The organism is Mycobacterium sp. BMJ-28, from assembly GCF_054404835.1.
Genome location: NZ_CM136783.1, coordinates 233930 through 255272, shown reverse-complemented (window position 1 = coordinate 255272; position 21343 = coordinate 233930). Strand labels below are relative to the sequence as shown.

The window sequence follows — 21343 nt, the reverse complement described above, 5'->3', positions numbered from 1 at the left end:
GGAAAGAGTCAGGCCGAGCCGGTGTAGCCGGCAGCGGACTGGCGCAACTGCCAGATCTGGGCCGGGCACAACTCGTTGACGGCCTGGTTGATCAGGTAGGCGCCCTGATAGTCGTCGGCGGTGTTGAAGTCGCCCTTCACCTCGTTGACCAACTGTGCGTAGGGTTTCTTACCCGCCACCCTGTCGCAGATGCTCTGGCCATACCCGACGGCGGCGTCGGCATTGGGGAAGTTGTAACCGGGCCGCACAGTCACATTCACCAGATACGCCACGACATCCGCGTGGGCGGCGGGCGCGGCGACTCCCGCCAGTCCCAGGGCGAGCGCACCCGCGACGACGAAACCCCGAACTGCCTGCATGGCCAGAACTCTAGCGCGTCACCAGCGGCCACGAACCCGATCAGCGACGCGGCGAAACCGGAGCCCCGGCCGGGTGCCGGCGCTGATGTCGGCGCAGCCGCGCCAGCAATACCCGCCGGTGCACCTCGAAGGACAACGACAACGGGTCCCGCCACACCGCCGACCTCTTCACCCTGTTCGCCATGATGGGTCCACTGTGACACAGTGCTGCCGCCAATTCGATTGGCGCGCCCATACTTTGACGAATATCACCGCGAAGGTAAACCGCCGGCGAACGCGCAGGGACACGGCGCACACGCCCACATGACGCGGATGTGTCAATTTCGGCACAGCAACGTCATCCCGGCGTAACCTCTGATTCAGGTGCCCTATGACAGTGCGCCGAGGGAGAATCATGGCCGCCCATACTTCGACCCGAAAAATGCCGGCGCTGTTGGCAGTGCTGGCGATGACGATTGCGCTCGCCTGCGCGCCCAACGCCGCCGTCCTGGTATCCGATCTGCTGTACCGGCTGACCAACACGGTGATCGGGCTCGGCGGCCGCGGCGATCCGGGCGCCGCGAACATCCCGGCCAAGCTCTCCGGCGACGCGGTGCCGGATGGGTATGACTACGTGCCTTCGCCCTACCCCGCGTCGCTCAACATGATCGACAGCGTGCGCACCGGCATGCCGGGACTGCACCAGCTGGTGACGACGACGCCGGAGAAGGTGATCGTCGTGTCGTATTCCGAGGGGTCGCTGCTGGCCGAACAGGAGAAGCGCAACCTTCGCACCGATGTCGCCGCGCCAGCGCCGGAGAATCTGAGCTTCGTCGAGATCGCGGCGCCGTTCATCCCCAACGGCGGGATCTTCGCCCGGTTCCCCGGAGTCGGGATCCCTTTTCTGATACCGGGAATGGGGGTGGCCCAGCCAACGGCGTACGACACCACCTACGTGACCAACGAATACGATCCGTACGCCGACTTTCCGGCGTACTTCAACCCACTCGCCCTGGCGAACTCGCTGTTGGCAGTCGCCTACACCCATCCCGACGCCTACTACGACTCCGACCACCTCGACGGCGCGGGCAACTACACCAAGACCGTCGAGAATGCGGCGCACGGCCACGACACCTACGTCTTGATTCCGAACCAGCACCTGCCCCTGCTGGCTCCGGTCCGTGCGGTTGCGGCGGTGCTGCGTGTGAGCCAGCCGGTGGAGCGCCTGCTCGGCGCGGTGGAACCGATGCTGAAGGTGATGGTCGACATGGCCTACACCGACCGAAAGAACCTGAATCCCGAAGTCCGGCAAACCTTCTCGATGGTCACCCCGCCGCACAAGATCGCCGAGGCGGTAGCCGCCACCCCTCAGGCACTACGCCAGGGGCTGGACAACCTGCTGGGCCGGACACCGAAGAAGCCCGCGTCCGTATCCACCACCCCGGCGGCGCGCGGGCCCACCGATCTGACCGACGGCAACAAGGTGACCCCGACGACGCTGGCCGGTGCGAAACCGACAGCCCACCCGGTGAAAACCCCGACCGTCGCGGACCCCGAACCCGAGAAGGCCGACCCACCGACCACCGGAACCCAGGATCCGCCGACCGCGCCCGCCGGCGAGGCACCGAGCGACACCGACACCAGCGCCGCGGCCGCCTGACCCAAAACCGCCCAGCGTGCAGCGGACTCCTGTCAGGATCGGGGCGGGTTTGCTTCGACTGAGGGGTCGGCTGTGCAGCGTTTGTCGCGATGGGTGAGTGCGGGCGTATTGACCGCCGGACTGTCGGCCGGCGTGCTGACCGGTGCCGCCGTGGCGGTGGCCGACACCGAGTCGCCTGCTACCACATCGGGGACCACCGGGTCACCGCCGTCGGAGCAGCAGTCGCCACCGGCTGGTGCCGGTACTCCGAAAACCGAAGCGCAGGGCGAGAAGGCCACCGAGGCGGTGCCGCCCAAGAAGAAAAAGAAGAAGCCGGCCGTCCGTTCGGCAACGCAGTCCGACACCGTGCACAAGAGCGAATCCAGCGCCGAATCGAAGCTTTCCGCCGCGTCGGAGACGAAGTCCGAACCGGCCAAGACCGCCTCGCCCGCGACGACTCCGCCGGCGGCCAAGACCGCGGCGCCGTCCACTCTGCGGCTGGCCACCGAGCCCGTCACCGCCAAGGCCGCGCCCACGGCATCCAACCCGATCAAGGTGATCGCCAAGGCCGTCACCAATTTGTTCAACAATGTCGGATCGGTAGCCGTCAACGCGCTGCAGGCGCTGGAGAAGCTGTTCACCGGGCCGCCGGTGCTGCCGGCGAAAAGCACGGTCACGGTGCGTTCTTCCACCATCCTGCTGAGCAACGGGCAGCGGGTGCAGGCCAACTGGTACTACCCGGAACCTGACCCGGATACCGGGGCGCCGCCCACCCGGATGATCCTGCTGCAGCACGGATTCTTCGCGCTGGGCCCGATGTACAGCTACACGGCGGCCAATCTCGCCGAGCGCACCAACAGCGTGGTGGTCACCCCGACCCTGCCGTCGAACTGGTTCGCCGGTGACGATCACTGGCTCGGCGGCACCGGCATGGCAGCGCAGATTGCCGACCTGTTCGACGGCAACCGCGAAGCGCTCACCCAGAGCGCGCTCGCCGCGGGATATGCCACCCGCTACGGCCTGGATCCGGCGACGGCGGCGCTGCCGCAGAAATTCGCGCTCGCCGGGCATTCGCTGGGTGCCAACCTGGTCTCCGGCGCTGCCGGATTCCTGGCCGAGAACGGCGCCGCGAAGGACCTGGTCGGGGTGATCCTGCTGGACGGGGTGCCGACCGGCAGCACCCTGTCCGACGCGCTGGGCAAGCTCGACACCTATCAGGCCAACGGCGGCCAATACGTCCCGATCCGCGAGATCGGCGCGCCCCCGAACCTGTTCAACTTCATCAGCACCGTCAACCAGGACCTCTCGACGGCGCGGCCGGACCGATTCAACGGAGTGATCCTGTCCGGTGGTGTGCACATGGATTCGATGCAGGGCGGCAACTCGCTGATCCAGTTCGCCGCGTACCTGGTCGCAGGGATCCCGCAGGCGCAGAACCCGCCCGCCGTCCAAGACCTGACCGTCGCGTGGCTGACCGCGTGGTTCGCCGGCACCGACGAGGGCGACGTGCCGGCACCCGGGACCATCATCGACATCGACACCCCGAAAGGCACCGCGCACGGCACGGTGATCGGGACGGCGCCGGTCAAGGCCAGCGCGACGGTGGCAGCTTGAGACCTCAGTGCCGGAACACCGCGCAGCACATGCCGACCGCGGACACCACCAGGACGGCGTCGATCATCGCGGCGTAGGTGCTGGGCGCAACCCGGCGCACGATGCGGCGGGTCAGGAACGGTCCGACCATCAGGGCCGCGCCGATGAGGATTCCGCGGATGACGATGTCGTGGTCAAGCACACCCAACTGTCCGAAGGTCGCGAGCTTGCCGGTGTAGAGCACCAGTGCACTGGCGGCCTCCGAGCCCAGGAAGGCGCCGCCGCTGAGCCCGAAGGCGGTGAAGATCGGCACGCTGAGCGGCCCGGTGGACAGCACCAGCCCGGTCAGGAAGCCGACGACCACACCCGCGATCGCCAGGTGCCACAGGCGTACCCGCCACTGCCGCGCCGCCGCGATGCGCCTGATCGGGATCATCGCCAGGAAGAACGCCGCGAGCACCCCGTCGACGACGATCTGCGGAACGGTCATCAAGGTGTGCGCACCCAGCACGGCGGCCGGGGTTCCCGGCAACGCATAGGCGATCACCGGCCGCCACCGGATCTGGCGCCACCACGCTGCGACGCGGGCGACGTTGGCGAGCACGGCCGCTATCGCCATCACCGGTACAGCCACCCGCGGTCCATCGAGGAGCACCAGCACGGGCAGCAGGATCAACGACGAGCCGGTGCCGACCAATCCGCCGAGGGCGCCGGCGCCCAGCGCGAGAAGAAGAAGGACGAGAAGTGCGAGCATGAGGACCTTCTCGATGGCACGCGGCGCACCGTCGGAGATCCTCCAGGCTTTTGTCCGTTCAGATGACCGCGCCTCGTCGGGAGCCGCGGTGGCGTCGCTCGGACCAGGCACGTGCGCGACGCCGGAACCCTAGACGCTATCGGTTTCGACTATAGGGCTGAATCGCAGACAGCCTGTTGCTACGTCGTCGACCCGAACGTCAACCGCGGCCGGAGGTCTCTGGGTGCGATGTCCACGGCCGCGTCGAGATCTTTGATCAGCGCCTGCGCGTACGCGCTCAAGCCCGCGGTATCGACGTCGTGCGCAGCCGTGGCCTCGCCGGCAAGTCCCGCGCCCGCCCGCCGAAGCACCTTGATCGCCCCCGCGCGGTTACCGCGTTGGACGTGGGTGATCCCGACCGCCAGCTGTGCCAGTGCCTGCCACAGCCCCCGCTCCCGGACGGGGCCGTCCTTCCAGGCCGCTTCCAGCACCTCGTGCGCATGGAAAGCCAAACCTCGATCCAGCAGATCCTGGGCATAGCCGAGCGTCTTCTCCGGCGGTAGATGTAAGTCGTCCGGGATGCGCGGAACACCGGTGCTGCCCGGTGGCAGGGGCCGGCCCAGCTCGTCGCGGGGCCGGGAGCTTCGCGGCCGGCCGGTGTCGTCGCGATCGCGATGGACCATTCCCCCATCATGCGCCCCAGACGGTGGCGGCTCGAAGACCCGGACACGAAAGAACCCCGGCGGACTTTCGTCCGCCGGGGTTCCGACGATTGCGCTATGGCGGTGGCGGAGGGATTTGAACCCTCGGACGGGGGTTACCCGTCACACGCTTTCGAGGCGTGCTCCTTAGGCCGCTCGGACACGCCACCGGGAGGCAGCTTACCGGGATGACGGGGCTGGCCCTAATCGCGTCGATGGCGTGCGAAGAACTCCTCCAGCGGCGCCGCGCACTCCTGCGCCAACACCCCGCCGCGCACCTGCGGACGGTAGGTCAGCCGGCGGTCGCGGACCACGTCCCACAACGATCCGACCGCCCCGGTCTTGGGCTCCCACGCCCCGAACACCAGCAGGCCGACCCGGGCCATCACGATCGCCCCGGCGCACATGGTGCACGGTTCGACCGTCACCGCGAGGGTGCAGCCCTCCAGTCGCCAGCCGTCACCCAACCGGCTCGCGGCCGCGCGCATCGCCAGAATCTCGGCGTGCGCGGTCGGGTCACCGAGCTCTTCGCGGGCATTGGCGGCACGGGCCAGCTCGGTTCCGTCCGGACCGAACACCACCGCACCGATCGGCACATCGTGGCGACCCGCCGCTCCGGCGGCCTGCAGAGCGAGCCGGATCAGGGATTCGTCGGCGGTCACCGACCGATCTTGTCGAGCACCGCGGACAGCTCCGAGTCGAATCCCATCCGCTGCGCGATCGCGGTGATCTGCTCGTCGACCTCCATGTCGATGTCGGAGATGATCACCCCGAGCACACCCTCGGGCAGACCGACATCGGAGAGCACCCCCAAGTCACCCTCCTCGAACGGGTCGGCGTCCTCGAGGTCCTCGTCGTCGATGTCGGCGTCCAGCTTGTCCAGGACTTCGGCAGCAATGTCATAGTCAAGCGCCGCGGTGGCGTCCGAGAGCAGCAGACGCGTGCCCGCCGGGGCCGGCCGGACAATCAGGAAGAACTCGTCGTCCACGTCGATCAATCCGAAAACGGCGCCGGCACTGCGCAATTCACGCAACTCCGTCTCGGCGGCGGTCAGACTGGTGAGCGCGGCACGCCGCATCGGCGCGCAACGCCACTTACCGTCCTCACGGACGACCGCGACCCCGAAACCCTCGGGCTGGTCGGCAGCGTCCTGCGCCGGCGCACGCTGTGCTCCCATGGGGCTAACGCTAGTCGCAGACCGAGGGCTTTGACCACCTAATGACCGCGGACCCGGCGGTATGCCAACCTTGAGCGGTGACCGACACACCGGTGTGCGTGCTGGGCCTGGGTTTGATCGGCGGCTCGTTGATGCGCGCCGCGACGGCAGCCGGACGGAACGTCTTCGGTTACAACCGCTCGATCGACGGGGTGGCAGCCGCCAGGCTGGACGGGTTCGATGCCACCGCCACCCTGGATCAGGCGCTGACCCGCGCCGCGGCGAGCAACGCCCTGATCGTGCTGGCGATCCCGGTGCCCGCGCTGGGCTCGATGCTGGACCGGATCGGCCGGATCGCCCCGGACTGCGCGCTGACCGATGTGATCAGCGTGAAGGGTGCGGTACTGCGCGAGGTGCAGGCACACGGCTTGCGGTCCCGGTTCGTCGGTGGCCACCCCATGACGGGCACCGCGCATTCCGGCTGGGCCGCCGGCAGCGCCGGGCTGTTCACCGGCACCCCGTGGGTGATCAGCGTCGACGACGATGTCGACGCGCAGGTCTGGACCGATGTGATGAACCTGGCGCTGGACTGCAAGGCGTTCGTGGTGCCGGCCCGCTCCGACGAACACGACGCCGCCGCGGCCGCCATCTCGCACCTGCCGCACCTGCTCGCCGAGTCGCTGGCCGTCACCGCGGGTGATGTGCCGCTGGCCTTCGCGCTGGCCGCCGGGTCGTTCCGGGACGGCACCCGGGTGGCCGCGACCGCCCCGGACCTGGTGCGTGCCATGTGCGAGGCCAATTCCGATGAGTTGTTGTCTCAGCTGAACCGCACCCTGGAGCTGCTCACCCAGGCCAGGGATCATCTGGCCGCGCACACCTCGGTGGCCGATCTGGTCGACGCCGGACATGCCGCCCGGGTCCGTTATGACAGCTTCAGCCGGCCCGACATCATGCACGTGATCATCGGCGAGGAGAACTGGCGGGCCGAACTCGCCGCCGCCGGCCGGGCCGGCGGGGTGATCAGATCCGCGTTGCCAGTCCTGGGTAATCGAGGATGAATCCGTCGGAGTCGACGGTGATGGTGGTCTCGTTGATCGGCGACTTGAGGTTGATGCCCTCCGGTGCGCTGGCGTAGCTGATGGTCTCCAGTTCGACGGAGAGCTCCGGCAGCCGCACATAGACCACCGGCAAGCTCAGCGATTCGGACTTCTGGTGCAGCCCGGTGCGCCGGATGGGCAGCGCGTTGAAGAACGGGCTGAAGACCACGTCGACGTCGAGGGCACCGTCGAAGGCCGCCCGCCGGGTCTGGTGATCCTGTACCAGCCACATGTTCTCCTCATCGCGGGCGATGGAGAGCTGGCGTTCCCGCTCGGCGAGCGTCATGGTCAGCGACAGCCGCTTGGTGGCCCCGGCCTCGTCGGTGACCAGGTCATAGGAGGCGCTGAACGCGGGGTGTGACTCGGTGGCGGCCGCGACGATCCGGCCGTAGGCCTTGATCCGGTTGCCGGAAAGCTGCACCCGCACCGACTCCATCCTGGGCTGGTCATGGGCTCGCCAGGTGAGAATGGCCGGCCATGGGCTGTCGGATGCGCCAGTGCCTGATTGAGGGGCTGGGTCAGTCACCTCTCTACCGTAGGCGACGGACCCCCGGCTTCGTAGCCGCGTTCCGAACTCGGCCCTCGACTCGCACCCGATCGTGATTCGAGCGCGACTTCGTCGTCCAGCAGGGGCTGCGGGAAGCGCCGCCACCGGTCGCCGCCCGGCTGCGACAGCCAGACCGCGAAAGCCATCGCGGCGTCCAGGATCAGCGCCAGCGCGGTGACCATCAGGGCGCCGACCAGAGCGATGTGGAACTGGCGCACCTTGATGCCGTCGATCAGGTAGCGGCCCAGCCCGCCCAGGCTGGCGTAGGCCGCGACGGTGGCGGTGGCCACGATCTGCAGGGTGGCGGTGCGCAGCCCGCCGAGGATCAGCGGCAGCGCATTGGGCACCTCCACCCGCAGCAGCACCTGGCGTTCGGTCATGCCCATCGACCGGGCCGCGTCGACGACGGCGCGGTCGACGTTGGCGATACCGGCGTACGTCCCGGCCAGCAGCGGCGGGATGCCCAGCAGCATCAGCGCGACGGTCGGCGGGATCAGGCCGAGCCCCCACAGCAGCACGCCGAGCAACAACACGCCGAGGGTGGGCAGGGCGCGTAGCGCATTGACGCCGGTCACCACCAGGAAGGTGCCGCGGCCGGTGTGCCCGATGAGCAGGCCGACCGGGACGGCGACGAGTATCGAGAACACCGCCGCGATCGCGGTGTACTGCAGATGTTCGGCGATCCGTACGCCCAGGCCGGCGTGACCGGACCAGTTCGACGCGGTGAAGATGAAGGACAGCGCCTGTTGCAGGAAGTTCACCGGGCACCTGCCTTGGTGCGGGCCCACGGCGTGATCGCCTTGCCCGCCAACAGGATCAGCGTGTCGATCACCACCGCCAGCACGAAGATCGCGATGATGCCGCCGATGATCTGTCCGCTCTTGTTGGCCTGATAACCCTCGGTGAACCAGGTACCCAGCCCGCCGATACCGATCACCGAGCCGACCGACACCATCGAGATGTTGGTCACCGCCACCACCCGCAGGCTGGCGATGAGTACCGGGATGGCCAGCGGCAGTTCGACTTTGACGATCCGGGTGAACGGCCGGTAGCCGACGGCGGTGGCCGCGTCCAGCACATCGGCGGGCACGGCGTCCAAGGCTTCCGGGACGGCGCGCACCAGCAGCGCGGTGGTGTACAGCGTGAGCGCGACCAGGACGTTGGCCTCGTCCAGGATCCGGGTCGGGATGACCAGCGGCAGCGCGACGAACAGCGCCAGCGACGGAATGGTGAAGATGACGCTGGCGATCACGGTGACGGCCCGGCGCGGCAAGGTGGTGCGCTGCACCACCGCACCGATCGGTACCGCGATGAGCAGCCCCAGCACGATCGGCACCAACGACAGCCGCAGATGGATCAACGCGAGCGCCCAGGCCTTGTCCAGATGGGTCAGCAGATAGCTCACACCGCTACCCGACCTTCGGCACGCGCCGCTGTTTCTTCAGGGCCTCCAACACGTCGTCGGCCTGGATGCCACCGAGCAGGCGGCCGTCGTCGTCGACCGCGACGCCCAGCCCGGACGGGGAGGACAGTGCGGCGTCCAGCGCCAGCCGCAGGCTGCCGTCGGGCCGGAAGAACGAGCCACCGCCGACGGTGCTGTCGTAGAGTGCGCTTCCCTTTCGGTGCACCTCGACGCCCTCGGCGTTGATCCAGGCGAAGGGCTTGTCGGCGCGGGTGACCAGCGCCCATTCGCCGGGCGCCAACTGCTGGGCGTCGATCTCGGCCTCGGCGACCTGACGGATTTCGTGCAGCGGCAGCCCGGCCGCGCCGAAGAACTGCAAGCCACGGTAGCCACGGTCGGCGCCGACGAAACCGGAGACCAGCTCATTGGCCGGGTTGGACAGCACGAACGACGGTTCGGCGTACTGCTGCAGCACGCCGCCGCGGCCGAACACGGCCACCTTGTCCCCCAGTTTCACCGCCTCGTCGATGTCGTGCGTGACGAACACGATGGTCTTGCGCAGTTCGCTTTGCAGCCGCAGGATTTCGGTCTGCAATTCCTCGCGCACCACGGGGTCGACGGCACTGAACGGCTCGTCCATCAGCAGGATCGGCGGGTCGGCGGCCAGCGCCCTGGCGACACCGACGCGCTGCTGCTGACCACCGGAGAGCTGCGCGGGATACCGGTCGGCCAGTTTCGGGTCCAGCCCCACCCGTTCCAGCACGCCGAGCGCGGCTTTACGTGCGGCACGGCGTGTTTCGCCCTTGAGCACCGGCACGGTGGCGACGTTGTCGATGACCCGTTGATGCGGCATCAGCCCGGCGCTCTGGATGACATAACCGATACCCAGGCGCAGCTTGACCGGATCGACCTTGGTGACGTCGTCACCGTTGACGGTGAGCGTGCCGGAGGTGGGGTCGATCATCCGGTTGATCATCCGCATCGAGGTGGTCTTGCCGCAGCCCGACGGTCCGACGAACGCGGCCAGTGTGCCCTCGGGTACATCCAGCGTCAGGTCGTCCACGGCGACGGTGCCGTCCGGGTACTTCTTGGTGACGTTGGTGAAGGTGATCATCGGGTACTCACTTACCGGGGAGGGGTTTGTCGAAACCGTTGTCCCTGATCCACTTTCCTGCTGCCTCGTCGGGGTCGACGCCCTTGTTGCCCTCGACCGAGGTGTTGAGCTCGATCAGCGCCTCGGTGGACAACTTCGCGCTGACGGCATCGAGCACGGATTTCAGGCTGTCGGACAATTTCTGGGAAGCGACCAGCGGCACCACATTTGCGGCCAGGAAGACGCTCTTGGGGTCCTGAAGGGGGACCAGCTTGTCCTTCTCGATGGCCGGTGACGTGCTGAAGATGTTGGCGGCGGTGACGGCCCCACTGGTCAGCGCCTGCACGGTCGCGGGACCGCCGCCGTCACTGATCGCGACGAAGTTGGCGGGCGAGATGTTCAGGCCGTACTTCTGCTGCAGACCCACCAGCCCGGTCTGCCGGGTCTGAAACTCCGATGGGGCACCGACTTTCACCTCGGCCGAATGTGCGGCGAGGTCGGCGATGGTCTTCAGGTTCCACTTCTGTGCCGTCGCCGCGGATACCGCCAGGGTGTCCTTGTCCTCGGCCGGTGACGGATACAGGATCGACAGATCGCCGGGAACCGCTTTCAGCAGCGCCAGCAGCACGGCGTCGGAGGTGGTGGCGGTGGCGTCTTTGTCGAAATACTGGAGCAGGTTGCCGGTGTACTCCGGGATCAGGTCGATCGAATGATCCTGCACGGCGGGGATGTAGGTTTCGCGGCTACCGATGCCGAACTGCCGTTTGATGGTGAAGCCGTTGGCCTCCAACGCCTGAGCGTAGATCTCGGCGATGATCTTGGACTCGGTGAAATCGGCCGAGCCGACGGCGATCGATTTCAGATCGCCGGACACCTCGCCGCCACCGAGCGGGTTCGAGCTCCCGCATCCTGTGCTCATCAAGGCGACCAGCGCTGTGATGACGACGACCGCGCCGGATACTCCCCGTCGCTCCGCTCGCCTGGAAGTCCGTCTACAGCGCATACCGTCCCCTCGGCCATGTTGGCTGTTTCTGCGTGACAAGTTCCTCGACAGTAACGGGCAACGGCGCGACATGCCGGGCTTTAGTTCACCGTGAAGTGGTTTGCTTCCGCCGCGGAAAGGGCAAGGATGGGGTCATGAGCACCGATCCCGCCGCGTCGGACCCGGTCCCGGAACTTCCCGCCGACCAGCCCGCGACGCCGCCGCCCCCACCCGAGGACGCGGTCAAGTTCACCCGGGCAGCCGCGCTGTGGTCATCGCTGATCACCGGATTCGTCATCCTGATCGTGCTGTTGATCTTCATCGCCCAGAACACCGACTCGGGCACGTTCCACTTTCTGGGGTGGAACTGGACGCTGCCGCTGGGGGTGGCACTGCTGCTGGCGGCGGTCTGCGGCGGGTTGCTCGCGGTGTTCGTCGGCGCCGCCCGCATCGTGCAGCTGCGCATCGCCGCCCGCAAGAATCTCAAAGCCGCCCGGCGGACGTTCTAGACGAGCTTCAGGCCCTCGGCGATCAACGGCGCCACGGCCTCCCCGACGCTCGACGGTGCGCCGCCCTCACGCGCGCGGAAGTCGATACCCGCGGCGATGATGGCCAGCTTGAAATACGCCAGCGCCATGTAGAAGTCCCAGTTGCCCAGGTCCTGCCCACTGGCACGCGAATACCGCTGGGCCAGATCGTCGGCCGACGGCAGCAGCGGGGACGTCCACGCCGCCTGCATGCCGAGCACCTCGTCGAAGCTGGGGTTGCGGTACACACACATCAGGGCCGCGTCGGACAGCGGGTCACCGAGCGTGGAGAGCTCCCAGTCCAGCACGGCGCGCACCACGGTCGCATCCGAGTTGTCCAGGATGGTGTTGTCGATGCGGTAGTCACCGTGCACGATCGACGCCCGGGGGCTGGATGGAATGCCTTGTGCCAGAGCAGAATGCAGCCGCAACACGTCGGCGTCACGGGTGTCGTCGGTCAGCCGCACCAGATCCCACTGCGAGCCCCAGCGGCGCACCTGCCGTTCCAGATAACCCTCGGCCTTACCGAAGTCGCCCAGCCCGACGGCCTGCGGATCGACGGCGTGCAAGGCGGCCAGCACCTTGATCAGCGCGTCGACGCAACCTTCGATCACCTCGGGGCCGCCCAACTCGGCAAGCTCGGCGGCGCTGCGCACCACGCGGCCCTCGACGTTCTCGACCATCTGGAACGGGGCGCCCAGCACCGAGTCGTCGTTTCGCATGGTGACCGCGCGGGCCACCGGCACCGGGGTGCCGGCCAGGCCGGCCACCACCTTGTACTCGCGGGCCATATCGTGCGCCGACGGGGTGAGCCCGTGCAGCGGCGGCCGGCGCAGCACCCACGTGGACGCGTCGTCGAACACCCGGAAGGTCAGGTTGGAGCGACCGCCGGAAATCAGTTCGGCCCGCAGCGCACCGGAACGGGCGATGCCCTCCGCGCGCAGGTGGGCGTCCAGGGCGACGAGGTCGAGTCCGTCGAGAGATGTCACGCGAACTGTCTACCACTGCAGGTTTCTGGGCAGCAGATCCCATACGTGTTCGGTGCCGTTGACCGCGGCGACAGCCAGCTTTCCGGTGCGCGAGGACAGCAACCGGGTCACCGAGGTGTAGTCGACGTGGAACGACAGCAGGCGCTCGGTGCCGAGGATGTGGTGCAGCAGCACGTTGATCACGCCGCCGTGGCTGAACAGCGCAACGGTGGCGTCGTGATCAGTCGAGGCGACCAGGTCGTCGACGGCGGCGACCACCCGGGCCAGGAAGGCCTGTTCGTCGACGCCGGTGGGTAGGTGCCCCGATGCCAGCCGGGCCAGCTCCTCGGGGTTCTCCTTGGCGATCTGCTCGATGGGCACGTAGTGCGACATGTCGCGGTCGTATTCGGCGAGCCGGTCGTCCACCTCGATCGGCAGACCGAGCGCGTCGGCCAGCGGGCCGCCGGTCTGCACCGCGCGGCGCTGCGGGCTGCTCACCAGCCGGGTGATCGGGAAGCGGGCCAGCGCGCCCGGCAGCCGCGCGGCCTGAGCGACGCCGTCCTCGGACAAGTCCGGGTCGGAACCCTGACCGGGCTCGCTGCGCACGGGTAACGCATGTCGGACCAGAAGCAGTTGCACGCATGACACCATATGGCCGCATACCGAGGAGGACCGGACATGGGTTACGCCGATGAGCTGTTCGACCTGACCGACCGGGTGGTGCTGATCACCGGCGGCAGCCGCGGGCTGGGCCGGGAGATGGCGTTCGCGATGGCCAAGTGCGGCGCCGACGTGATCATCGCCAGCCGCAACTACGAGTCCTGCGTTGCCACCGCCGAGCAGATCACCGCGGCCACCGGGCGCGCGGCCCTCCCCTACCAGGTGCACGTCGGGCGCTGGGATCAGCTCGACGGCCTGGTCGACGCCTCCTACGACCGGTTCGGCAAGGTCGACGTGCTGATCAACAACGCGGGCATGTCGCCGCTGTACGAGTCGCTGACATCGGTGTCGGAGAAGCTGTTCGATGCGGTGATGAACCTGAATTTCAAAGGCCCGTTCCGGCTTTCGGCGCTGGTCGGGGAACGCATGGTCGCCGACGGCGGCGGGTCGATCATCAACATCAGCACCAGCGGCTCACGCAAACCCGATCCCGCGTTCCTGCCCTACGCCGCCTCCAAGGCCGGACTGAACGCGCTGACCGAAGGGTTCGCCCTGGCGTTCGGCCCGACGGTGCGGGTGAACACCCTGATGCCGGGACCGTTCCTGACCGACATCAGCGACGCCTGGGATCTGGAGGCGACCCGGGCCGGCGCTCAGCACTTCGCGCTGAAACGACTCGGCAACCCGCCCGAGATCATCGGGGCCGCACTGTTTCTCGCCTCCGACGCGTCGAGTTACACCAGCGGTTCGATCCTGCGCGTCGACGGTGGCATGCCCTGAAATGCAGACGATGTTGGGCGTCTTTGTCAGCGTTCGGCAGGCGCAGAGGGGGTGACGCGGGTCGATTCCAAGGTGATGGGGATTCTGAGGATCTTCGAGATGGCGCATAGAGCGCGAGCCTGTTCGGTGAGTTCCTCGAATGTCTCGTCGCTAACCCCGGGTAGGTCGGCCTCGACGAGGAGATGGATACCCTCAACCGAGTAGCCATGGCCATCGGTGCCCTGATCATCGGTGCCCATGGTGAGTTTGGCTGTGGTGATGATGGACTCGACGACAACGCCGGCCTTGTGCGCGATGTTGGCCAATGCATGGTTGTAGCACCCTGCATGACCGGTGACGAGGAGCTCTTCGGGGATGGCCCCGGGCGCGCCTTCGAATCGGCTGGCGAATGTGTACGGCGCCTGCGCGACGGTGTCGGTGGTCGCCGTCGACAGCGTTCCGCTGCCTTCCTTGAACGAGCCGTACCACTGTGCGCGCCCGGAGACGATGGACATGAATTCTCTCCCCTCGAGATGGCCCATCAGTCCGAGACTGTCGACGCGGTCGATGCGATATCGGCGATGACGGCACCCAGCTCGTACTCGACGTCAGTTTTCTGCTGCAGGCCGCGCTCGAAGAGTCCTGCGGTGACGTGCTGGAAACCCGGGGTGGGCACGGACGACCAGAAGGCGTCGGAATGCAGCGGGTACTCGCTGTCGGGCAGCCGGGTGTACTTGTTGATGAACGATTTGATCTCGGTGAGGGCGCGATGGTCCCATTGCGACACTCTCACCGCGTATGCGTGGACGAAGTCGTCGAACTCGCTGTCGGGGATCGATCGGTTGACGTAGCCGTAACGCTCGGCGATGTCACCGTCGTAGTCTCCGCCGCCGAGCAGGATTTCGAAGGCTCGACCACGACCCACCAGGGCCGGCAACCGCCCTGCCGCGCCACCGCCGGGGACCGCGCCGAACCCCACTTCCATCTGGCCGAGGACGGCCTTCTCACGGCTGGCGAAGCGGATGTCGGTGGCGAGCACGAACTCGCTACCCGCCCCGCGGGCGATACCGCGCACCGCGCTGATCGTGACTGCGGACAGCTTGCTGATCCGCACGGTGATATCGACCCAGGCCGCATGGCCGGTGGGGCTCGGAAGCGCCTCGGTCGCCGCGTGATCGGCGGCCAGGTCGTAGTGCGCCAGATAGAAGTCCGGGTCGGCGCTGGTGAACACGACCACGTTGACGGTGTCGTTGGATTCCAGCTCGGTCAGGAGCTCTTTGAGGTCGCTCATCATCTCGGTCCCGATCACGTTGACCGGCGGATTGTCGAACGTCACCCACCACAGCGTGGGAGATATCTCGACGAGACGGAGGTGGGCCGGCTCGAAGTCATCAATGAAGGTCATGTGAGCACCGTACCACCTCACTTTGATTTTCAAAGTGAAGAGATTTCGCGCTCTTGCAATTCTCAAAAAGCCGTTGAGGCGGCTGTTTCAGCCGTCACGACCAGGAACGCGATCTGCAAGGCCCACCCCTCATGCGACACGAGACCGTTCCCGACAGGTTGCCTGGACGCACCTGGAAAGTTCAATAGTGCTGTGCAACAGGCTTTTTATGGAACTTGGACGCATTGTCCGCGCCGCGGCGGCAACGGTCACCTGACTGGCCTTTGTCAAGTCAGATCTGTAAAGTTCACCGGGTGGCAACGAAGAGCGTCGATGACTGGCAGTGCTCGGTCGCGCGCAGCATGACGGTGCTCGGCGAGCGTTGGACCATCCTCATCCTTCGGGAAGCCCTTCTAGGAACGACCCGATTCGTCGACTTCGAACGTAATCTCGGCCTTCCCCCGGATCGCCTGGCGGATCGCCTCGCAACGCTGGTGGAGCACGGCGTCATGACAAAGGAGTCGTACCAGGAACCCGGGCAGCGACGCCGCCCGTCATATCATCTGACGCCCGCCGGCCGTGAACTTCACATCCTGATCGGCGCGCTCCAACAGTGGGGCGACAAGCACCTTCCGCGACCGCAGGGGCCCACGATGATCCGCCGGGCCAGGCGCACAGAGCGACCGGTCCACGTCGCGTTCATCGATGATCTCGGATATGAAGTGCCCGCCGATGACGTGGACACCATTTCCACCGGCAACTGATGGCGTCCTAGGGCGTGATGATCGCGAACGCCGGGTCGGGCTTGTCCAGGGCGCCGAGCAGCCTCGGCAATGCTTCGGTGTCGCCGGTGAACTCGACCCCCGGGGATTCGCGGTCACCGGCGGCGAAGGCCAGTAACCGGGCCTTGGTCGCGAACGTGACGGTCGCCGTCGCCGCGCCATTTCCCGTCGCTTCGCTCGCCCGGTCAGCCACCTTGCGGTGCACCAGAACTCCGTTGCGCAGCGTCAGCCGGTAGGCGGCCCCGACATCGACGAACGTCACGTCGATGGTGAGGTCCAGATCCCAGGCGCGCGGTCCGTTGATGTTGATCGCCAGCGTGTCGAACATCTGCTCCGGAGTCAGCTGACTCATCAGCGACGGGGAGGCCGTCTGGGTGGGGGTGCCGAAGCTGCCGTCCCGCAATTCGGTGGTCCCGGACAGGAAGAAGTTGCGCCACACCGCGTTCTCGGCGCCGTAGGCCAGCTGCTCCAGCGTGTCGGCGTACAACTCGCGGGCACCGGCGTGGTTCTCGTCGGTGAAGATCGCGTGGTCGAGTAGCGTTGCCGCCCAACGGTAGTCACCGTCGTCGAAGGCCGACCTGGCGAGCTCGACCACCCGGTCCATACCGCCGATCGCCGCCACGTAGCGCGGGCCGAGCGCTTGCGGCGGATGCTGCCAGAGCCGGCCCGGGTTGCCGTCGAACCAGCCCATGTAGCGCTGGTAGACCGCCTTGACGTTGTGGCTGACCGATCCGTAGTAGCCGTGCGTGTGCCAGGCCTTCTCCAGCGCGGGCGGCATCTGGAAGCTCTCGGCGATCTCACTCCCGGTGAAGCCCTGGTTGAGCTGGCGCAGCGTCTGGTCGTGCAGATAGGCGTACAAATCCCGCTGCACCGACAGATATTCGACGATGTTGTCCTGCCCCCAGGTGGGCCAGTGGTGCGAGGCGAACACCACATCGGTGCGGCCGGCGAAGGCGTCGATCGCCTCGGTGAGATAGCCGGCCCAGCCGTGCGGGTCGCGCACCAGCGCGCCGCGCAGGGTCAACAGATTGTGCAGGTTGTGGGTGGCGTTCTCGGCCATGCACAGCGCCCGGAACTTCGGGAAATAGAAGTGCATCTCGGCCGGCGCCTCGGTGCCCGGCGCCATCTGGAACTCGATCTCGATACCGTCGACGGCGTAGGTCTCGCCGGTCTGCTTGATGTCCACCGTCGGCACGATCAGCGCCACCTCACCAAGTGACGGCGTCTGCCCCAGCCCGCAGCCGACCTGTCCCTGCGGGCCGCGGGCCAGCACCGCCCCGTACATGTAGGAGGCGCGACGCGCCATCGCGGTGCCGGCGTAGACGTTTTCCTGGACGGCGTGCTCGGTGAATCCCTCCGGAGCGATGATCGCAACCGTGCCGGCGTCGACGTCCGCCTGGGACGTCACGCCGAGCACACCGCCGAAGTGATCGACGTGGCTGTGGGTATAAATAACTGCGCTCACCGCACGATTCCCGCGGTGCGTCCGGTAGAGCGCCAGTGCCGCGGCAGCGGTCTCGGTGGATACCAGCGGGTCGATGACGATGATGCCGGTGTCGCCCTCGATGAAGCTGATATTCGACAGGTCCATGCCGCGGACCTGGTAGATGCCCGGGACCACTTCATAGAGCCCCTGTTTGGCGCACAGCTGGGACTGCCGCCACAGGCTCGGGTGCACGGTGTCCGGCGCATCACCGGCGAGGAAGCCATAGGAGTCGTTGTCCCACACCACCCTTCCGTCCGCGGCCGTCACCACGCACGGCTCGAGGGCTCCGAGAAAGCCGCGATCCGCGTCCGCGAAATCCCGGGCGTCCTCGAACGGCAGGCTGTCGCGGTGCGCGAGGTTGGCAGCGGCGATGGTGGCGGTGGGCGGCTTCTGCTCCATGGTTACGACATTGCCACGCGCGGGTTCTGCGTGTCCGTGATTCAGACCCGGTGCAGCGTGACGTCGGTCAGCACGCCGCCTTCGACCGAGGCGGTCATGTACGTGCAGAACGGCTGGCGCCGACGGTCGGTCGGCGACCCGGGATTCAGCAGCCGCAGGCCGGTGGACGCCCTGGCATCCCACGGAATGTGACTGTGTCCGAACACCAGCACGTCGGCGTCCGGGTACTCCCGCGCCATCCGCTCATCGCGGCCGGCGGCCGCCCCGGTCTCATGGACCACGGTGAACCGCAGACCCTCCAGCGTCGCGTCGGCGCGTTCGGGCAGCCGCGCCCGCAGCTCGTCACCGTCGTTGTTGCCCCAGCACGCGATGAGCCGGCGCGACCGCGCCGCCAGCTGATCGAGCAGGCTCAGAGAGATCCAGTCGCCGGCGTGGAGCACCACATCGGCAGAGTCGACGGCCGCCCAGACCACCGCGGGCAGGTCCCGCGCGCGCTTGGGAACGTGGGTGTCCGCGACGAGAAGAAGGCGCACACGTTGCACCGTAGCGCGTGCCCCGTACCCGGCGATCCCGCCCCGCGGCCCGGATCCGTCGAGGTAGACGGCGCCGATCAGGTACTGTTAACACGTCGGTAATCTTGCCGGCCCTCAGGGCAGACCACTTCGTTGAACGTTGGGCTCACCGCCCCGCCTCGATTGCGTCGCCTTCTCTGAGACTTCTCAGAGGATCTCCATGCCTTCGCGCGCCAGTGGTACCCCTTCCCTCGACATGCCCGATCGCAGCGAATCCGACATTGCCGCGACTCCCTTCGCGCTGCCCGCCGGCTCCACCGCGATCGTCTACTGCGAGGGCCAATTCGGCGAGCAGGACGGAAAGACCGCCAACGGCCTGGTCCGGCATTCCGAGAAGTACCAGATCCTCAGCGTCATCGACAGCCTGCGGGCCGGAGCGGATGCCGGGAAATTCCTGGACGGCGCCGCCAACGGCATCCCGGTGCTGGCCTCGCTCGCCGAGTCCATCTCGCATGCCGGCCACGTTCCCGACTATCTGATCTGTGGGCTGGCGCCCGCCGACGGCCTGCTGTCCAACGAGCAGCGGGTCGTGCTGCTCGACGGCATCGCCCGTGGCATGCACGTCATCAACGGCCTGCACGAATTCCTCAACGACGACCCGGAATTCGCGGCGGCAGCCGTGATCGCCGGCGTCACCATCACCGACGTACGCCGGCCGAAGGCCAAACGCGATCTGCATCTGTTCTCGGGACGGATCTTCGACGTCACCTGTCCCCGGATCGCGATCCTGGGCACGGACGGGGCGATCGGCAAACGCACCACCGCCACCTTGCTGGTCCAGGCGCTGAACGCGCGCGGTATCAAGGCGGTCATGGTGGGCACCGGCCAAACCACCTTGATCCAGGGCGGCAAGTACGGCGTGGCACTGGATGCACTGGTCCCGCAGTTCTGCTCGGGCGAGGTCGAACACCAGGTGGTCGCCGCGTTCGAGGGTGAGGACCCCGACGTGATCGTGGTCGAGGGCCAGGGGGCGCTCAGCCACCCCGCGTACATCACGTCGGCTCATATCCTGCGTGGCAGCCGCCCAGCCGGCGTGATCGTGCAGCACGCGCCGATGCGCAAGGTGCTCGGCGACTTCCCGATGGTGTCGATGCCGACGGCCGCCAGCGAGATCGCCTTGATCGAGGCGTTCGCCGACACCCGCGTCATCGGGGTCACGATCAACCACGAAGACATGACCGATGACCAGCTGAGCAACGCGATCTCCGAGCATCGTCGCGAGCTCGGCCTGCCGGTCACCGACCCCCTGACGCGGCCCGCGTCGGATCTGGTCGACATGGTGCTGACGGCCTTCCCCGCACTCGCGGCGGCGGCCGATACGACTACCCCGGTGTGACGCTTCGGATCGCGGCCGATCTGGGCAAGGTCGAGCAGAACACCCGGGTCCTGGTCGACCGGCTCGCCGCGACGGGCATCCGGGTCACCGGGATCACGAAGGCCGTGTTGGGCTCGCCGGGAGTCGGTGCGGCCATGCTGCGCGGCGGTGCCACCGGCCTCGGTGATTCGCGGGTCCCGAACCTGGCCCGGCTGGCCGCGCTCGAGGGCCCGCCGGAACGCACTCTGATCCGCTCACCGATGCTCAGCCAGGCGGCAGAGGTCGTCGACGTCGCCGACGTCAGCCTGAACACCGAGGCCGTCGTGCTGGCCGCGCTCGATCTGGCCGCCGCCCGGCAGCACCGGACGCACGCCGTCGTGCTCATGGTCGAACTGGGTGACCTGCGCGAGGGCATCGCACTCGACGACGTCCCCGAGGCGGTACGGGCCGTCCTCGCGCACCCCTGGCTGCGGCTGGCCGGCCTCGGCGCCAATCTGGCCTGCCAGAACGGTGTCATTCCCGACGACCGCAACATGGGCGTCCTCAGCGGGCTCGCCGACGACATGGAGGCACGGCACGGGATCTCACTCGACATGGTGTCCGGCGGCAATTCGGCGAACCTGCACTGGGCCCTGCACACCCGTGACGCCGGCCGGATCGACGAGCTGCGGCTGGGTGAAGCCATTCTGCTCGGCGTCGATCCGCTGTACCGGACCCCGATCCCCGGCCTGCACACCGACGCCCTCACGCTGACCGCCGAAGTCATCGAGGTCACCATGAAGCCGGCTCAACCCTGGGGAGATCATGCTCAGGCGGCCTTCGGTGCGGTACCGGTCCGCACCGGCACCAGGGCCGTGCACCAGGCAATCCTGGCCCTCGGTCGCCAGGACGTCGACCCCGACGGTCTGACGCCACCCGAGGGCATCACGATCCTCGGGATGAGCAGCGACCACCTGATGGTCGACCTCGCCGATCACCCCGTGGCGGTCGGTGACGAGATCGACTTCGGTGTCGGCTACGGCGCGCTGGTGCGGGCCATGACGTCGCCCTTCGTCACCAAGATCGAGCGCCTTGGTGCAGTCACCGACCCGGCCATGGCCGGCAAAGAAATCCGAACTTTTGTGCGCCCGAAGGGATTCGAACCCCTAACCTTCTGATCCGTAGTCAGATGCTCTATCCGTTGAGCTACGGGCGCTTGGTGGAACTATTC

General features: G+C 67.4%; 25 protein-coding genes and 2 tRNA genes. 8 read left to right on the top strand and 19 right to left on the bottom strand.

The window, feature by feature from the left end:
• Positions 1–8 precede the first annotated feature (8 nt).
• Together ACXPWS_RS01245 and ACXPWS_RS01240 are read right to left on the bottom strand one after the other, a co-directional pair.
• Positions 9–359: a DUF732 domain-containing protein gene (locus ACXPWS_RS01245; RefSeq protein WP_458710698.1), complete on the bottom strand. Its 351-nt coding sequence runs from the start codon at positions 357–359 to the stop codon at positions 9–11.
• Positions 360–399: 40 nt separating this feature from the next.
• Complete coding sequence (locus ACXPWS_RS01240; protein WP_458710697.1) at positions 400–543, bottom strand: hypothetical protein; 144 nt, start codon at positions 541–543, stop codon at positions 400–402.
• A 210-nt stretch (positions 544–753) separates the two neighbouring features.
• Here ACXPWS_RS01240 and ACXPWS_RS01235 point away from each other — a divergent pair, with 210 nt between their 5' ends.
• The gene (locus ACXPWS_RS01235) at positions 754–1998 is read left to right on the top strand and encodes a PE-PPE domain-containing protein (RefSeq protein WP_458710696.1); all 1245 of its coding nucleotides are present in this window, start codon (positions 754–756) and stop codon (positions 1996–1998) included.
• Positions 1999–2091: 93 nt separating this feature from the next.
• Positions 2092–3591 (top strand): alpha/beta hydrolase family protein, encoded by a 1500-nt coding sequence (locus ACXPWS_RS01230; protein ID WP_458710695.1) that lies wholly within the window; start codon positions 2092–2094, stop codon positions 3589–3591.
• A 4-nt stretch (positions 3592–3595) separates the two neighbouring features.
• On the opposite strand, the gene ACXPWS_RS01225 is transcribed toward ACXPWS_RS01230, so the two are convergent.
• The 5 genes from ACXPWS_RS01225 to ACXPWS_RS01205 all read right to left on the bottom strand — a co-directional run bounded on the left by ACXPWS_RS01225 (position 3596) and on the right by ACXPWS_RS01205 (position 6181).
• Entirely contained in the window at positions 3596–4324 is a 729-nt protein-coding gene (locus ACXPWS_RS01225; protein ID WP_458710694.1) for a sulfite exporter TauE/SafE family protein, read from the bottom strand.
• Positions 4325–4503: 179 nt separating this feature from the next.
• The gene (locus ACXPWS_RS01220) at positions 4504–4986 is read right to left on the bottom strand and encodes a DUF309 domain-containing protein (RefSeq protein WP_458710693.1); all 483 of its coding nucleotides are present in this window, start codon (positions 4984–4986) and stop codon (positions 4504–4506) included.
• Positions 4987–5083: 97 nt separating this feature from the next.
• Positions 5084–5174: transfer RNA gene (locus ACXPWS_RS01215), tRNA-Ser, on the bottom strand.
• Between the two features lie 33 nt (positions 5175–5207).
• A complete protein-coding gene (locus ACXPWS_RS01210) occupies positions 5208–5666 on the bottom strand; it encodes a nucleoside deaminase (protein WP_458710692.1) in 459 nt (152 codons plus the stop codon).
• A complete protein-coding gene (locus ACXPWS_RS01205; protein ID WP_458710691.1) occupies positions 5663–6181 on the bottom strand; it encodes a tRNA adenosine deaminase-associated protein in 519 nt (172 codons plus the stop codon). Before ACXPWS_RS01205 ends, ACXPWS_RS01210 begins: the two co-directional genes overlap by 4 nt.
• Before the next feature lie 92 nt (positions 6182–6273).
• Between ACXPWS_RS01205 and ACXPWS_RS01200 the strand changes: the two genes are divergently transcribed.
• On the top strand, positions 6274–7218 hold the full coding sequence (locus tag ACXPWS_RS01200; protein WP_458713783.1) for a prephenate dehydrogenase: 945 nt from the start codon (positions 6274–6276) through the stop codon (positions 7216–7218).
• Here ACXPWS_RS01200 and ACXPWS_RS01195 read toward each other — a convergent pair.
• Genes ACXPWS_RS01195 through ACXPWS_RS01175 form a run of 5 tightly spaced genes read right to left on the bottom strand, consistent with a single transcriptional unit; the run spans position 7181 to position 11218 of the window.
• A complete protein-coding gene (locus tag ACXPWS_RS01195; RefSeq protein ID WP_458710690.1) occupies positions 7181–7783 on the bottom strand; it encodes a putative glycolipid-binding domain-containing protein in 603 nt (200 codons plus the stop codon). The two genes, ACXPWS_RS01200 and ACXPWS_RS01195, sit on opposite strands and share 38 nt — an antisense overlap.
• Entirely contained in the window at positions 7780–8565 is a 786-nt protein-coding gene (locus ACXPWS_RS01190) for an ABC transporter permease (protein WP_458710689.1), read from the bottom strand. The genes ACXPWS_RS01195 and ACXPWS_RS01190 overlap by 4 nt, the downstream gene beginning before the upstream one ends.
• Entirely contained in the window at positions 8562–9209 is a 648-nt protein-coding gene (locus tag ACXPWS_RS01185) for an ABC transporter permease (RefSeq protein ID WP_458710688.1), read from the bottom strand. Before ACXPWS_RS01185 ends, ACXPWS_RS01190 begins: the two co-directional genes overlap by 4 nt.
• A gap of 4 nt (positions 9210–9213) precedes the next feature.
• Positions 9214–10320, bottom strand: a complete 1107-nt coding sequence (locus tag ACXPWS_RS01180; protein WP_458710687.1) for an ABC transporter ATP-binding protein — start codon at positions 10318–10320, stop codon at positions 9214–9216.
• A gap of 7 nt (positions 10321–10327) precedes the next feature.
• The gene (locus ACXPWS_RS01175; protein WP_458710686.1) at positions 10328–11218 is read right to left on the bottom strand and encodes an ABC transporter substrate-binding protein; all 891 of its coding nucleotides are present in this window, start codon (positions 11216–11218) and stop codon (positions 10328–10330) included.
• Between the two features lie 218 nt (positions 11219–11436).
• On the opposite strand from ACXPWS_RS01175, the gene ACXPWS_RS01170 reads away from it, so the two are divergent.
• Positions 11437–11790 (top strand): LapA family protein, encoded by a 354-nt coding sequence (locus ACXPWS_RS01170; protein ID WP_458710685.1) that lies wholly within the window; start codon positions 11437–11439, stop codon positions 11788–11790.
• Here ACXPWS_RS01170 and ACXPWS_RS01165 read toward each other — a convergent pair.
• Both ACXPWS_RS01165 and ACXPWS_RS01160 read right to left on the bottom strand, forming a co-directional pair.
• Positions 11787–12797 carry a phosphotransferase family protein gene (locus ACXPWS_RS01165; RefSeq protein ID WP_458710684.1) on the bottom strand — a complete coding sequence of 337 codons (1011 nt, stop codon included), beginning with the start codon at positions 12795–12797 and terminating at the stop codon, positions 11787–11789. The two genes, ACXPWS_RS01170 and ACXPWS_RS01165, sit on opposite strands and share 4 nt — an antisense overlap.
• A 9-nt stretch (positions 12798–12806) precedes the next feature.
• On the bottom strand, positions 12807–13382 hold the full coding sequence (locus ACXPWS_RS01160) for a histidine phosphatase family protein (RefSeq protein ID WP_458713782.1): 576 nt from the start codon (positions 13380–13382) through the stop codon (positions 12807–12809).
• Between the two features lie 72 nt (positions 13383–13454).
• Here ACXPWS_RS01160 and ACXPWS_RS01155 point away from each other — a divergent pair, with 72 nt between their 5' ends.
• Positions 13455–14216 carry an SDR family NAD(P)-dependent oxidoreductase gene (locus tag ACXPWS_RS01155; protein ID WP_458710683.1) on the top strand — a complete coding sequence of 254 codons (762 nt, stop codon included), beginning with the start codon at positions 13455–13457 and terminating at the stop codon, positions 14214–14216.
• Between the two features lie 26 nt (positions 14217–14242).
• On the opposite strand, the gene ACXPWS_RS01150 is transcribed toward ACXPWS_RS01155, so the two are convergent.
• Both ACXPWS_RS01150 and ACXPWS_RS01145 read right to left on the bottom strand, forming a co-directional pair.
• Positions 14243–14710: an OsmC family peroxiredoxin gene (locus ACXPWS_RS01150; RefSeq protein WP_458710682.1), complete on the bottom strand. Its 468-nt coding sequence runs from the start codon at positions 14708–14710 to the stop codon at positions 14243–14245.
• Between the two features lie 26 nt (positions 14711–14736).
• The gene (locus tag ACXPWS_RS01145; RefSeq protein WP_458710681.1) at positions 14737–15600 is read right to left on the bottom strand and encodes an enoyl-CoA hydratase/isomerase family protein; all 864 of its coding nucleotides are present in this window, start codon (positions 15598–15600) and stop codon (positions 14737–14739) included.
• 293 nt (positions 15601–15893) lie between these two features.
• Here ACXPWS_RS01145 and ACXPWS_RS01140 point away from each other — a divergent pair, with 293 nt between their 5' ends.
• The gene (locus tag ACXPWS_RS01140; protein WP_458710680.1) at positions 15894–16343 is read left to right on the top strand and encodes a winged helix-turn-helix transcriptional regulator; all 450 of its coding nucleotides are present in this window, start codon (positions 15894–15896) and stop codon (positions 16341–16343) included.
• A 7-nt stretch (positions 16344–16350) separates the two neighbouring features.
• Here ACXPWS_RS01140 and ACXPWS_RS01135 read toward each other — a convergent pair whose 3' ends face one another.
• Positions 16351–18246, bottom strand: coding sequence for an alkyl/aryl-sulfatase (locus ACXPWS_RS01135; protein ID WP_458710679.1), 1896 nt, complete (start codon positions 18244–18246; stop codon positions 16351–16353).
• A gap of 41 nt (positions 18247–18287) precedes the next feature.
• Positions 18288–18779 (bottom strand): metallophosphoesterase family protein, encoded by a 492-nt coding sequence (locus tag ACXPWS_RS01130; RefSeq protein ID WP_458710678.1) that lies wholly within the window; start codon positions 18777–18779, stop codon positions 18288–18290.
• A 235-nt stretch (positions 18780–19014) separates the two neighbouring features.
• Here ACXPWS_RS01130 and ACXPWS_RS01125 point away from each other — a divergent pair, with 235 nt between their 5' ends.
• Complete coding sequence (locus tag ACXPWS_RS01125) at positions 19015–20154, top strand: DUF1611 domain-containing protein (RefSeq protein WP_458710677.1); 1140 nt, start codon at positions 19015–19017, stop codon at positions 20152–20154.
• Positions 20151–21290, top strand: coding sequence for an alanine/ornithine racemase family PLP-dependent enzyme (locus tag ACXPWS_RS01120; protein ID WP_458710676.1), 1140 nt, complete (start codon positions 20151–20153; stop codon positions 21288–21290). The genes ACXPWS_RS01125 and ACXPWS_RS01120 overlap by 4 nt, the downstream gene beginning before the upstream one ends.
• Here ACXPWS_RS01120 and ACXPWS_RS01115 read toward each other — a convergent pair.
• Positions 21256–21328, bottom strand: a tRNA-Arg gene (locus tag ACXPWS_RS01115). The genes ACXPWS_RS01120 and ACXPWS_RS01115 overlap by 35 nt on opposite strands.
• Positions 21329–21343 lie beyond the last annotated feature (15 nt).